The sequence below is a fragment of the Streptococcus sp. oral taxon 431 genome (assembly GCF_001553685.1).
Taxonomy (GTDB): Bacteria; Bacillota; Bacilli; order Lactobacillales; family Streptococcaceae; genus Streptococcus.
Genome location: NZ_CP014264.1, coordinates 1,567,562 through 1,581,320 on the forward strand (window position 1 = coordinate 1,567,562; position 13,759 = coordinate 1,581,320).

General features: G+C 38.3%; 14 protein-coding genes and 1 tRNA gene. 4 read left to right on the forward strand and 11 right to left on the reverse strand.

Annotation, left to right across the window (positions count from 1 at the left end):
- Positions 1 to 8: 8 nt before the first annotated feature.
- Positions 9 to 2,063 (forward strand): cation:proton antiporter, encoded by a 2,055-nt coding sequence (locus AXE83_RS07375; protein ID WP_060955972.1) that lies wholly within the window; start codon positions 9 to 11, stop codon positions 2,061 to 2,063.
- Between the two features lie 31 nt (positions 2,064 to 2,094).
- Positions 2,095 to 2,958 carry a YihY/virulence factor BrkB family protein gene (locus tag AXE83_RS07380; RefSeq protein WP_060955973.1) on the forward strand — a complete coding sequence of 288 codons (864 nt, stop codon included), beginning with the start codon at positions 2,095 to 2,097 and terminating at the stop codon, positions 2,956 to 2,958.
- A gap of 164 nt (positions 2,959 to 3,122) precedes the next feature.
- On the opposite strand, the gene AXE83_RS07385 is transcribed toward AXE83_RS07380, so the two are convergent.
- Both AXE83_RS07385 and AXE83_RS07390 read right to left on the reverse strand, forming a co-directional pair.
- Positions 3,123 to 4,073 carry an ATP-grasp domain-containing protein gene (locus tag AXE83_RS07385; RefSeq protein WP_060955974.1) on the reverse strand — a complete coding sequence of 317 codons (951 nt, stop codon included), beginning with the start codon at positions 4,071 to 4,073 and terminating at the stop codon, positions 3,123 to 3,125.
- A 14-nt stretch (positions 4,074 to 4,087) separates the two neighbouring features.
- Positions 4,088 to 5,338, reverse strand: coding sequence for a dicarboxylate/amino acid:cation symporter (locus AXE83_RS07390; RefSeq protein ID WP_060955975.1), 1,251 nt, complete (start codon positions 5,336 to 5,338; stop codon positions 4,088 to 4,090).
- A 251-nt stretch (positions 5,339 to 5,589) separates the two neighbouring features.
- Between AXE83_RS07390 and AXE83_RS07395 the strand changes: the two genes are divergently transcribed.
- Together AXE83_RS07395 and AXE83_RS07400 are read left to right on the forward strand one after the other, a co-directional pair.
- The gene (locus tag AXE83_RS07395) at positions 5,590 to 5,943 is read left to right on the forward strand and encodes a DUF3397 domain-containing protein (RefSeq protein WP_060955976.1); all 354 of its coding nucleotides are present in this window, start codon (positions 5,590 to 5,592) and stop codon (positions 5,941 to 5,943) included.
- 110 nt (positions 5,944 to 6,053) lie between these two features.
- Positions 6,054 to 7,715 (forward strand): N-acetylmuramoyl-L-alanine amidase, encoded by a 1,662-nt coding sequence (locus AXE83_RS07400; RefSeq protein ID WP_060955977.1) that lies wholly within the window; start codon positions 6,054 to 6,056, stop codon positions 7,713 to 7,715.
- Positions 7,716 to 7,761: 46 nt separating this feature from the next.
- On the opposite strand, the gene AXE83_RS07405 is transcribed toward AXE83_RS07400, so the two are convergent.
- The 9 genes from AXE83_RS07405 to AXE83_RS07445 form a co-directional block, all read right to left on the reverse strand.
- Complete coding sequence (locus AXE83_RS07405) at positions 7,762 to 8,067, reverse strand: hypothetical protein (RefSeq protein ID WP_060955978.1); 306 nt, start codon at positions 8,065 to 8,067, stop codon at positions 7,762 to 7,764.
- A gap of 168 nt (positions 8,068 to 8,235) precedes the next feature.
- The gene (locus AXE83_RS07410; RefSeq protein ID WP_060955979.1) at positions 8,236 to 9,099 is read right to left on the reverse strand and encodes a DUF6287 domain-containing protein; all 864 of its coding nucleotides are present in this window, start codon (positions 9,097 to 9,099) and stop codon (positions 8,236 to 8,238) included.
- 340 nt (positions 9,100 to 9,439) lie between these two features.
- Positions 9,440 to 9,512, reverse strand: a tRNA-Thr gene (locus tag AXE83_RS07415).
- A gap of 47 nt (positions 9,513 to 9,559) precedes the next feature.
- Entirely contained in the window at positions 9,560 to 10,021 is a 462-nt protein-coding gene (locus tag AXE83_RS07420) for a GNAT family N-acetyltransferase (protein ID WP_060955980.1), read from the reverse strand.
- Between the two features lie 37 nt (positions 10,022 to 10,058).
- Complete coding sequence (locus tag AXE83_RS07425) at positions 10,059 to 10,844, reverse strand: ABC transporter permease (RefSeq protein ID WP_060955981.1); 786 nt, start codon at positions 10,842 to 10,844, stop codon at positions 10,059 to 10,061.
- 1 nt (position 10,845) lies between these two features.
- Entirely contained in the window at positions 10,846 to 11,664 is an 819-nt protein-coding gene (locus AXE83_RS07430; protein WP_060955982.1) for an ABC transporter permease, read from the reverse strand.
- A gap of 1 nt (position 11,665) precedes the next feature.
- The gene (locus AXE83_RS07435; protein ID WP_060955983.1) at positions 11,666 to 12,658 is read right to left on the reverse strand and encodes an ABC transporter ATP-binding protein; all 993 of its coding nucleotides are present in this window, start codon (positions 12,656 to 12,658) and stop codon (positions 11,666 to 11,668) included.
- Between the two features lie 219 nt (positions 12,659 to 12,877).
- Complete coding sequence (locus AXE83_RS07440; RefSeq protein ID WP_060955984.1) at positions 12,878 to 13,285, reverse strand: hypothetical protein; 408 nt, start codon at positions 13,283 to 13,285, stop codon at positions 12,878 to 12,880.
- 53 nt (positions 13,286 to 13,338) lie between these two features.
- Complete coding sequence (locus tag AXE83_RS07445) at positions 13,339 to 13,737, reverse strand: hypothetical protein (RefSeq protein ID WP_021154464.1); 399 nt, start codon at positions 13,735 to 13,737, stop codon at positions 13,339 to 13,341.
- Between the last annotated feature and the right edge of the window lie 22 nt (positions 13,738 to 13,759).

A 13,759-nucleotide genomic window follows, 5' to 3' on the forward strand; every position in this document is an offset into this window, starting at 1 on the left:
GGTGGAAAATGAATTTACTTTTTTATCTCTTGGTGTTTTTACTAGTTCTTATTGTTTCTAGTACGACCAATAAGCTTCTGCCCTTTTTACCCATGCCTCTGATTCAAATTTTGTTAGGGATTGGAATTGGACTTTGTTTACCCAACAACCAATATCATTTAGATACTGAGTTATTCCTAGCTTTAGTCATTGGCCCGCTTCTCTTTCGAGAGGCTCAAGAAGCAGACATTACTTCTATCCTAAAACACTGGCGGATTGTCCTCTACTTGATTTTTCCAGTTATCTTTATCTCAGCTCTGAGCATGGGGGGAGTCGCTCATGTCCTTTGGGCTAGCCTTCCATTAGCCGCCTGCGTAGCAGTTGGTGCCGCTTTAGGGCCTACAGACCTAGTAGCCTTCGCATCCCTTTCTCAACGCTTTTCATTCCCAAAGCGGGTTTCTAATATCCTAAAAGGGGAAGGTCTTCTGAATGATGCTTCTGGACTAGTAGCCTTTCGAATGGCTCTCATCGCTTGGACAACAGGAACATTCTCCCTTACCCAAGCCGGAACTTCATTAGCCATTTCCATCGTTGGAGGATTTGCAGTCGGCTTTATAACAGCCCTAATCAATCGCTTCCTCCATACTTTTCTACTCAGTGTCCGAGCAACAGATATCGCAAGTGAGCTCTTATTGGAACTTAGTTTACCTCTCTTGACTTTTTTCATAGCCGAAGAAATTCATGTTTCAGGCATCATCGCCGTTGTTGTTGCTGGGATTCTGAAAGCCAGTCGTTTCAAGAAAATAAATCTCCTTGAAGCGCAAGTTGATACAGTTACTGAGACTGTTTGGCAGACTGTAACCTTTATGCTCAATGGTTCAGTCTTTGTCATTCTTGGGATGGAACTGGAAATGATCGCGGAACCAATTCTTAAGAGTGCTTTCTACAATAAAGTACTTCTCTTACTCAGTGTTTTTCTCTTGACCTTCCTGCTTTTTGCTATCCGCTTTGTCATGATCTATGGATTTTACGCATTTCGGATTAAGAAGCTTCATAAAAGTTTAGACAAATATGTCAAAGACATGCTCCTCCTTACCTTTTCTGGTGTTAAGGGAACTGTATCCATTGCCACTATCCTTTTGATACCGTCTAATCTGGAACAAGAATACCCTCTTCTTCTCTTCCTCGTAGCTGGTGTAACCCTGGTAAGTTTCCTGACGGGATTACTAGTACTCCCACACCTTTCTGAAGAGAAAGAACCATCTAAGGATCAGCTCATGCACATCGCTATCTTAAACGATGTCGCCATGGAATTAGAGAAGGATTTAAAGAACACAAAAAACAAGGTTCCACTCTATGCGGCTATTGACAATTATCATGGACGTATTGAAAATCTTATTCTTAGTCAAGAAAACAAAGAAATTCAGGAGGACTGGGAAGCTCTTAAACTCTTGATTCTCAGTGTTGAAAGCGATGGCTTGGAACAAGCCTATGAAGAAGGAAAGATTGGAGATCGTGCTTATCGTGTCTACCAACGCTACTTGAAAAGCATGGAGAAAAATATTAAGCGAAACTTTGCTTCTCGACTAACCTACTACTTCCTTGTCTCCATACGCATTCTTCGTTTTCTACTTCATGAATTGCTCACATTTGGGAAAACATTCCGTTCATGGAAAGACAAGGAAAAACAGAGACTTCTTGCCATTGATTATGACCAGATTGCTGAACTCTACCTAGCCAACACTGAAATCATCATCGAAAGTTTGGAAAACCTGAAAGGGATTTATAAGAGTTCCTTGATTAGCTTTATGCAGGAATCACGTCTCCGTGAAACCAGTCATATTACCAGTGGTGCCTTTGTGGAACGGGTTATCAATCGTATCAAACCCAATAATATCGACGAAATGTTAAGAGGCTACTATCTAGAGCGTAAGTCTATCTTTGAATACGAAAAACAAAAACTCATCTCAGCCCAGTATGCCAAAAAATTACGACAAAATGTAAACAACCTAGAAACCTATTCTCTAAAAGAAGCAGCTAACACACTACCTTATGATATGATGGAATTAGTTCGCAGAAATTAAGATTTAGGTTATTATTGTGGAGGATTATGCAATGAAAAAGTTGTGGAAACAACTAACCAATAGGCCTTTATTGAAAGCTTTTTTGCACTACTATCGTGTTTCAGATATTGAATTAACCAGTGTAGCTGTGGCCTATTATTGGTTGATTTCAATCTTCCCCTTACTTATGATAGCCGTCAATATCTTGCCTTATTTTCAAATTCCAATCTCAAACTTTCTATTAACAATCAAGGAATTTTTACCAGATACAATCTATGAAGTTGTTGCAAAAATTGTCAGAGAAGTTCTGACTCAACCATCAACAGGTTTACTAAGTTTTGCTATCTTATCAGCTCTTTGGACTTTCTCCAAATCCATGAATTTTCTTCAGAAGGCCTTTAATAAAGCCTATGGAGTTGCAAAAAATAGAGGAATTATCTCACACCAGCTGATGAGTCTCCTGGTTAGCTTTGGCCTTCAAATTCTCTTTGCCCTTGCCTTATTCCTCAGTATGTTCGGCCATATGTTATTGGACTTGCTTAAAAACTACTGGAAATCTGAGAGTGCTCTGTTTTCTTATCTACAAGATTTTACGGGGCCGCTGATTTATGCCTTTCTTTTTGCAATCGTAATCATGCTCTATTATTTCCTACCAAATGTTAAAGTAAGTAAGATTCGCTACGTCATACCTGGAAGTCTCTTTGTACTAGTTACGACGATTGCTTTATTAAACATCTTTGCAGCCTATTTCAACAATTATGTCAATTATCTCGTTGACGTCAGATTTTTCAGTTCAATCGTCGTCGTTGTTATGATGTTCTGGTTTATAATTATTGCCAAGATATTAATTATCGGTGCTGTGATCAATGCCAGTGTTCAAAGCCTAAAAGACCCGGACTTTAAAGCAAATCAATAATTTTTTATCGATTAATACTCAATGAAAATCAAAGAGCAAACTAGGAAGCGAGTCGCAGGCTGTACTTGAGTACGGCAAGGCGAAGCTGACGTGGTTTGAATTTGATTTTCGAAGAGTATAAACAAATCAATCCCCCAGTCATCAGATACTGGGGGATTTTTGAATTAGTTACTTTCTTGTCCACTAGTCAGGGCTTGCAATTCTGTTTTTAGATACTGAGCCAAATGTTGGTGAGCAAAAATATTGGCATTTTTTTCTGCAGTAGGATTGTAGTTGGTGTTGGTATTTACATCATAGACATAAATATCTCCACTCTCTGATTGAACCCATTCAATCGCCGCAACTTCAATCTGAGCATTTTTCAAGAAATTCTCATAAGCTTCTCTTCGGTCATCTGGTAGAGGTTCTGTAATCTGGAATTTCTCAGACGTTTCTAGTTGTTCTGGTCTCTTGCCGATTTGACAACCATCTGCTGGACAAAGTTGGAAACCATCTGAAGAGTCGATTGAAACAGTGTAGAGAAACTTTTGATTGATAAACTCTGAACGACGGATACGTCCATCACTTGGTTTGATGTAGGCTTGTAACAAGGTAATCCCGTCCACGGAAGGCTCAAAGAGTGGACTATTGACATAGGCTTCAAGTTCTTCTTCATTTTGGAAGAGTTGAACGCCTAAACCCTTACCTGCTCGATTGTGCTTGGTAATCAAAGGATAAATGTTTAGTTTTCTTGCTGCTTCAATGATGTTTTCTTGACCCAAAACTGCAACTGTTGCAGGAGTCTCGATACCAGATTCGTTTAACTTCAAATATTGTTTGATTTTACTAATTTCAAGGTTGATAGCACCGGTACCATTCACAACTTTGCGTCCGTGTGCTTCTAACCAAGTAATCACTTGCTCTGTAAATTCTGGCGCATAACGATGTCCTCTTGTGTGAGAAGAGGCAGACATACGATTGTAAAAGATACCTTGCGGCGGTGGGCTTTGCAAATCTAAAATCCCACTAGACAAATCCCACAGTTCATAAGGGACTTCTAGTTCTTCCAACCATTTGACCAAATGCTGGGTCCATTCAAGATTCTCATGGATTACATAAACTTTTGCTTCACTCATTACTTATAAACTCCTTAAGAAAAGCTGACTGATAATTGGCTTTCCTTTTCTTCTTCTAAAATATATCCTTCTGTTTTTTCGATAACGCTGACTGTTAAGATTTGACCCAGAACATTGATCATGGTACGGCCGGCATTGACAAAGAAATCAACTGCAAAAATCAAGGCCACTCCTTCAACTGGCAAGCCCAATTGAGGTGCTGCAGCTAGTAGAACTACGATAGCTCCTGATGGTACGGTTGCTGCAGTTTTTCCAATCAAGGTCAAGAGTAAAACAGTAAACAAGAGACTTGATAAAGAAAATTGAATGCCATAGGCGTGGGCGATAAAGATTGTCGCTACTGAGAAATAAACTGCTGCTCCTTCTAAGTTAAAAGTATATCCTAAAGGAACAACTAAATCAATTGTATGCTCGTCATGCCCCTGTTTTTTCAAATCTTTAAGTAGTGATGGCAAGACAACACTAGAACTACCCGTAACAAAGGCCAGGGCCAAGAGGCTCCAATTTTCACGAAAGGCTGACAAATACGGAACTTTAAAGAAGACTGCAATCAAAGGGAAAATAAGGAGAACCAAAACAGCATAAACCAAATAAGTTCCAATGACAAATTGACCAAGTCCAATCAATTTATCAAGGCCAGTAGTTGCAACATCTTTGGCGATAAATCCAAAAATTCCAATCGGTGATAATTTGATTATTACTGCAACAATCTTGTAGATGGCTTCAATCCAGATTTGGAAACCTTGGATAATTTTCTGAGATTTCTCTGATTTAAGATTACCGATTCCATAACCAAGAAAGATGGCAAACACGATAATTGGTAAGAGGGCACCTTCTGAAAGAGACTTGACGATATTTGATGGAATAAAACCAAGCAAAAATTCGCTAAATTTTACATTATTGGCAATTCCATCAAGGTTACCACCAGTTTGACCGATATTCACTCCTTGACCAAACCCTAAATAGTAACTAGCAAATACAAACAAAAGAGTAATAGCAGTTGTTACTGCGAAAAAGTAAACCAAACTCTTGGTTAAGATTTTTCCAAAAGATTTTTTCCCGATAACTCCAGCTACTGCAACAACGATGGTTGGGAAGATTAAAGGAATGATAACCATATTGATCAATTTAATAAAGGCTTGACCTAAAAATTGATAAAAGCCTGCAAATTGTGGCCAGATGACCGCAGCAATCACACCCAAGACCAAAGCCACCAATAATTGGATACCAAGTGAGAGTTTTGACCATAAAGTAACTAATTTCATAAGAAACTCCTTTGTTTTATTTGCTACTCATTCTACTACTATTCTTCACTTCTGACTAATATATATTTTCTATAGTGAACATAAAAAAGATTTATATTGAGGACTCAAACTATCATTGTATCGAACACATGATTTATTCTGATCAAGCAGAAATTATAAAATCTGTTTCTTATCAATGATTTTTTGCTAAAACAGTGATAAATCAAGGAATTTACGTTTCTATTCTCAAAATTTTATGATACAATAATGGTATGATTTTAATGAAACTTGCTTCCATCTTGCTTTTGGTACTAACCTTAGCTCTGGCGATTATTTTAAGCAGACTCTTTAAGTTAAAAAAAAGGGGCATCAATGCTGCTGATTTAGCTTTTCCTTTTCTAATTTTTGAATACTATTTGATTACGGCTAAGATGTTCACACACAATCAACTTCCAGTATTGGGAACGGCCTTATCAATACTAGCAATTGTGTTAGTCTTTTTCTTCTTAAATAAAAAACGTAGTTTTTATTATCCAAAATTTATTAAATTCTTTTGGCGAGCTGGATTTTTACTAACACTGCTCATCTATATCATCATGATTGTTCAAATTTTCGTGATGAAATAGTCAACTATAGCAATACAGCCCACCAACACCTCAATCTTGGTCACTAAATGTTCTATATGAGGCACTTTTCTGATAAAATTATAAAAAAATAAAAATAGGAGATTAATCAAGTGAAAAAAACGCTCTTGGCAAGCGCCATTACGCTTTCAGTATTTGGTCTAACAACCAACCTTAGCTATGCTGAGGAGAACAAAGTACAGTCAACCCCAGTAGAAACAACACACAGTGAAACCTCTACTGACAAAGTGGAGAAAAACAGTCTCCCAGCTAAGGAAGCTGAACCTTCAACTGAAGCAAATGCCAATCAAACGACAAATCCAGCTAAGAAAGAAGAAGACAAGGCTCCTGAAGTCCAAAAAGAAGGTTGGGTATTAGAGGAAAACCACTGGCGCTTCTATGAAAATAATGCCCCTGTTCTTAACTGGAAAAAAATTCAAGGAAAATGGTACTACTTCAACAAAAATGGAATCATGCTGAGTGATACTATTTTTGACGGATATATCCTTACTAGTAGCGGGGCCATGGTCGATTCTGGTTGGAGTAAACTCCAAGAAAAATGGTATTACGCTAACGCTTATGGAAAAATTTCCCAACAAAAATGGGAAAAGATCGGTGGGGTCTGGTACTATTTTGATCAAGAAGGTGTCATGCTCAGCAACACAATTTTTGATGATTATCTGTTTACTAATAGTGGGGCAATGGCTGAAAATTCTTGGGTCAAACAAGATGGACAATGGTACTATGCCCTTGCTTCTGGTAAGCTAATTAAAAATAAGTGGGATAAAATTAGTGGTACCTGGTACTACTTTAACAAAGATGCTACTATGGCAAGCAACCAATGGCAAGGTAGCTACTACCTAAAAGCTAGTGGAGCTATGGCTGAAAAAGAATGGATTTTCGATAATAACTATGATAGTTGGTTCTACTTAAAATCTGGTGGTGCTTATGCAGAGCGTCAATGGATTGGCTCCTACTACCTCAAGTCAGGTGGCTACATGGCTAAGAGCGAATGGATTGATGACAGCTACTATAAAGCCCGTTACTATGTAGATGAAAATGGAGTCTATGTTACAGGGACCTATAAAATCGATGGAAAAAACCAGCAATTTCAAAGTGATGGAAAATGGCTTGGCGAAGCTTCTACAAGCCACGGGTTTGAAAAAGGGAAATACAACAATATCATCTTCCTAGATCCAGGTCATGGTGGTAAAGACCCTGGTGCCGTTTACTATAACACTAATGAAAAAGACCTCACTATGCTAGTTTACAAGAAACTTCGCAAGGAACTCGAGGGACTTGGCTATACAGTTCTTTCTTCAAGAGACAGTGATGTCTTTGTAGACTATGTCACCGAACGTTCAAGAATGGTTAATAAGACTGATTCAGATATCTTTATTAGTATTCACTTCAATGCTACTGGAAATCCAGCTTCAAATACGGCTGGGATTCAGACTTATTCTTATGAAGCAGACTCTAGTTATCCTTCTAAGATTAACCAATACTGGCATAACCATCCTGACCGTATCAGTGAAAGTAATCGACTTGCGGCAGACATCCACTCTTCACTATTAGCTGAAACTGGTGCTAAGGATGCAGGTCGTCTACGAAGGAGCTTTGCTGTCCTTCGAGAAACTAATAAACCAGCCGTTCTATTGGAATTGGGATATATTGACAATTTCAATGAGAATCAACAAGTCCGCAGTGATGCCTACCAAAACAGATTGGTTGCAGGTATTGTAAAAGGGATTCAAAAATATTACGCAGGTCAATAAAGAAAAAGTCTCGAGGAAATCTCGAGATTTTTTTGTATTATTTTTCTTACTTGTTGGCTTCAGGAAAAAGAAATCCAATTCCAACGCAAGCCAAGACTCCAGCACCGATAACCAAACCGCTTGAAAGTGGCAAGATATCAAGAATAGCATTGGCGATGATAAAGGCAATCATCAAGCTCATGAGACTGGCCTTGTAATCTTTTTTCACCAAATTCTCAAGAGTAAAAAATAGGAATAAACCTACTGGAAAGAGGGCCCAGATATTAACATCCAAACTTGGCCATCCAACTAAACCAAAATACAAGACTGCTGCTGCAACGACTAAAAATCCGATACCTACTACTTTTTTCATGATACGACCTCATTTTCTATTTTGTTAGGAAGTTTTATCTCCCTTTAACAATTACAACTATAACAGAAATAAAAATCACAAACAATAGCTTTTGTCTATGTGGCAGACATGATAGACTATGTGGTCAGAATTTTTCTAAAAAAGAAGCCATTGCTGGCTTCTTTTCATTCATTTTTCTTTAGACTCTAAAGCTGATTTGATGGCATCACGGTCAACTTTCAATTTCGTTAAATTTTTCTCTTCAGATTCTAATTGACTCGTATCCGGTTTAACACGATAGTAAACATTTTCTGGATGCATCAACATTCCTTCATATTGTTGTCCTGCAAAGAGTCTATCCTCAGTGTGATTGGAATTGTCTGTTATTTTACCATCACCACCAGGTTCCATGACAACAGCACTTGGTACAACGACTACCACAAACCCTCCCGCCTGAGAACCTTTTGCCCAAGCACCAAGGGCTACTGTTTCTGGGTTGCGATCATTCTGACTTTTTGATACTTTCAATTCAACAATAGACTCATGCTTTTGATCATTGTATATCCAAGAAGATTGGACTTCCCCTGAATCATTAATGATATATTCATTACCAGACTGTGTCCGCCAAGTACCCTCTAAACTTGATAAATCATTATTTCTGAGGGCTTCAATATCTAATTTGGGAACAGAAGCTTCTTTTTTTAATTGACTAACATGCTGCTCCGCTTCTGAGATCTTGGTATCCAAGTTAGCCAATTGCTCCTTTAGCTTTTGAATTTCCTCTTCCTTTACCTTATCCTTATCATCCTCTTTCCCCTGACTTTTTGTCGTCTCTTCAGTCTTAGATGAGGAAGAAGTTTGATTTGCTTCTTGCTTGAGATTAGGTGAATTTAAAAAGATGCTAGCAACAATGATTATAACTAGAGCTGTTATGGCAAGACCGATATACATTTTTATATTATTAATTGTAGAAAGGGTTTCTGCCAATCTAGATGAAGTTCCTTTTCGACCATGGGTCTTCTCAACATGTTTTATCCGTTCTTTCTTGTTCATGATACTCCTCCTCTTTTTAATATATTGATAATTCTAATCAGCTATTGGAGTTTTACTCTTTCTGATGCCAATCTATAATATTTGTATAAAGGTAATCTATCACATAGATTATACCACTCTTCAAATACAGATAAAAAATTTTATAGAAACTTTTTTGAATATTACTAAAGAGTAAATCAATCTAATCTACTTTATTCAATCTTCCCTTTTTGGTCAAAATTCGGTCAAGTTTTGGTCAAAAAAACTAAAAATACTATCCTATTTTAAAAAACTAAATTATGATGATTGCCTGTAAATAAACACATTAAATATTCTCTATGTTTCTTTACATTACTAAAAATGCCGATTGCAGGGATCGAACCTGTGACCTTCGCGTTACGAATGCGGTGCTCTACCAACTGAGCTAAATCGGCGATTCCACTTATAGTATAGCACTATAAGAAAGGATGTCAAGGGATTCTTAACCCATCTTTTTAATCAAAATCTGACAAGGATTTTGCGGATTCCATAGTTGAGGAAAAATCTCTAACTTTTTAAAGCCAAGACTGCGATAAAAGACATTTGTTCGGTCATAATCTTTATTAGATCCTTCTGCCACTGTTTTCACCTGCAAAAAATCAACATTTTTGTTGGCTTCACTTTCTAAAGTAGCAAGTAATTGACTCCCAATTTCTCTACCTTGATAAGCTTTTTTTACGCCGAGACAATCAATCTCTGCACAATCTTCACTAGAATATGATAAACTTACAAATCCAGCCAAATCACTCTCCTGATAGGCAGCCCACACTTGCAAGTCCTTGGCACCTTCGATATAGGCTTGCGTACTTTCTGGAATTCCAAACCATTCTGGCAAATCCTTTAAAACTTCAGCGACAACTGCCATTTTTTGATTGGCATCTTTCACTTCTTCAATTACAAACATCATAAAATCCTTTCATGATTTGGTCCAATTTTTGCTATTAAGAACCCGCACTTTCATAGGCATCTAAGCCCCTATCCCAGAGTTTTAGAGAGATTCCAAAGAAGATAAGAGAAATCAGAATCAAACCACCAATATTCCAGAGTCCATCCTTGTCCTGCAAGAAATAGCTGGCAGGGTAGTAAGCCGTAAAGGCAAAAGGCACGATAAAACTGATCAACCAACGAAGAAGTGAATTGTATATAGAAATCGGATACTTGGCAAAGTCATTAAACATATAAAAAATGTAAATCATGGCTCCTGACTGCTTGGTCCAAAAAGCGATACTGGCTGTCGCGATTTTCAAGGAAGTATAAATCAAGGTCGCAAAAGGAATACAAACTAGGAAAAGCAGGAATTTTGGGAGAGTCCAAGCAATGCTAGTTACGGTTATTCCCAGTAAAATACCACCGACAAAGAGTTCGCCCAAGGCATCAATTTGAAAGGTTTCAACTAGGATATGAAAGAGGGGATTGATGGGACGAGTCAGATACTTGTCAAACTCTCCCTTTCTCACCAAGCGTTGCCCTAGCGCCCAGAGATTGTCAAAAAAGAGATGGTCCAAGCCCTTGGGAATCAAGGAAAATCCATAGATAAAAGCAATCTCTTGGAAGGACCAGCCTTCTAGCGAGGGGATGTGTTGAAAGATGACATTGAGAAACAAGAGGTTCAGACCTTGAGTCAGAAAGACTCCCAGGACACCAACTACAAAATCTACCTTGTACTCCATGATTTGCTTGATGTATTGTCTGATAAAAATCAGATGCATACGCTGATATTTTTTCATACTAACCTCCTTGAATGGTGATAAAGGACTGAACTCGTTTCCAAATCAACTGAGACAAGCCCACCATCACTAAGAGCCAGAAAAACTGAAGCAAAAGAGCTTGAAGAATCTGACTGGCATCGTATTTCCCAACAATAATCATGACCGGAGTGTAAATTAAGGATGAAAATGGCAAGAAGGACAGAATATCTGAAACGATTTTCGGAAAGAAAGCCAAGGGAATTAAACTTCCAGACATAAAGGACACTATTGAAGTCTTAAGTAGATTGGAACCCCATAAGTTTTTAAATACAAAAGCTGAAAATCCAAAGCAGATATTAAAGAAAAAGTTAATCAGATAAGCCAGAGTTAAGCTAAAGAGATAAAGGACAGTTAATCCCAGCACTTCTACAATACCTTGACCAGATAAGATTTTCATCAAAATAATGACACTTAAAAATGGCAGTCCAACTGAAATAAAAATCAACCACTTGGAACCAAGCTCAGTAAAGAGATAAGAGGCAGCAAAATGCACTGGTCTCAACAAGCGCATGATGATGGAACCATCCTTGACCTCCTCCCCAATCATAAAGGACGAATCTGACCTAGTCAGAAGATTGGTCACAAAACTCATAATGATGTAGAGGGTGATATCTGCCATACTGAAGCCCTGAATCAAAGACTCTTGCGAAGAATCAAAGACAGCCTTCCAGAGATAAAAGGCCACAAAAGCCCCCATGACATCGCCAATCCGATAAAGTAGAAAGTTGACTCGATAGCTAATCAACTCCTGAATCCCTGCATTAATAAAGGGTTTATAACGTCTCCACAATTTGACCATCTTAGAGCTCCTTTCGGTAGAAGCGACGGATAATATCCTCAATATCTGTATCCAGCATCTTCAAATCGCGGATTTCAAAATCAGACAGGGTTTGCTTGATAATATCAGCTGATTGGTAGCGGGAACTATTGAATTCAATAGTCAGGTTATTTCCTTGTCTATCAATGATCATATCAGGCAAGCCTTCATAATGGGAGACTAGATGACTTTGACCTGGCGTCAGATCGAAGGAGAGAGTCTTCATCTTGCCAAAGGTTTCCTTGAGCTGGCTAACCGTCCCATCAAAAATCTCTTGCCCCTTATCAATCATAAAAATCCGATCACAGAGTTGCTCAATATCGCTCAAGTCGTGAGTGGTCAAGAGAATGGTTGTTTCTTCCTCTTGATTGATCTGAGTAATGGCTCGACGAATGTTATCCTTGACCGAAACGTCCAAGCCAATGGTCGGCTCATCTAAAAAGAGAACCTTGGGATTGTGAAGCAAGGAAGCCGCAATATCCGCCCGCATCCGTTGACCCAGTGAAAGAGTCCGCACAGGATCCTTGATAAATTCCTTCAAATCCAAAACTTCATTCAAAAAGTCCATACGCTTATGGAAGAGCGAGTCTGGCACATCATAAATCTCTTTTAAAACCGTGTAGGTCTCTTGCAGGGCCAGATCCCACCATAGCTGGGTGCGTTGTCCGAAAACGACTCCAATATCCTTGACATAATCTTGGCGATTGTCCTGCGGAATCTTGCCGTTAATCCGACAAAAGCCAGATGTGGGTTTTAAAATCCCTGTCAGCATTTTGATGGTTGTCGACTTCCCAGCACCATTTGCCCCGATAAATCCTAAAATCTGCCCTTTTGGAACTTCAAAAGTCAAATTCTTGACCGCTTCAAAGGTCTGCTTTTCAGGATGAATAAAGGAGCGCAAGGCTCCCTTCAAGCCCGGTTCCTTAACAGTCTTCACAAAATTTTTCTGAAGATGTTCCACTTCTATCATTGCCATATCTATCTCCCTATCGTAAGAAACAACATTGTATTTTTGACTACAAATATTCTAAATCCTTACTTTCTACACCTTCTACATTTTATTCTTACAGAAGGCTTTATACCAACCTATTATAGTCCAATAAAAACTAGAATGCAAGCGTTTGCTTATGGATTGTGAAATTGAAAATTTTTAACTCTAAGAAAAGATAAAAAGGTGATGCTGCATCACCTCCCTCTACCAAGTTAAGTCTTCAATCATGCTTCTTACTTGTAAATCAAGAGTCTTATCCTTCTTCAGTTCTCCAACCAAAGTCTGAATTTGCCGGACTAGATTTGGATCATTGTGATTATAGCATCGATGAAGCATCCAGATGTTATGTACAGTTGGACTTTTTAGAACTGACTCCATCAATAATTCCTCATAGCCTTGATGATAAAATCGCTCCACAAAGTGAACCAACTCACCTGGAGCCCCAAAATCTACTTCTGGATGCTTGGAAATAAAGTCTAAGACGGGGTCAACCAAATCAAAGGGTTGAGGGTAAGCCTCCATGGCATCTACAATCTCGTCTGCCAACTCAAATTCTTGGTCTTCAGTAATTGCATCATGCAAAGCAACTAACATATCATCTTTGGTAAGCATCTGATTCTCCTTTTCAACTTTTCCATATCATTATTCGTTTTTGAACTTCTTCTTCACTCATCAAACCTTGTTCGTAAGTAGTTTTCCAACTCCTTTTGGGATAAATCACTAGGAAGTTCAAACACATACTCATAACCTTCATCACAAAAGGAAACTTTCTCTTCAGGTGGAAACCATTTCCGAAGCCAGATGATATAGGAGGCATAATCTTGTAATCTATTTGTTGAATCAAAGTAATCAATCACAAAAACATTTTTCTTGCTACTTAAAGAACTTTCCAAGGTAAGCTGAGGACTTTGATAATCCCAAGAAAGCGAGTAAGCTTTTTCAGGATTCGTCCTTTCTCTGATCAAAATACCTGGGAATTTTTCTCTCAAAGCAGTACAAAAGGCTTGTAAATCTAGGAATATGGGGTCTTTACTCTCAATAAAGACAAAATCAGCAGTACTCATCAGTCTCTCTCCTTCTTTTTAA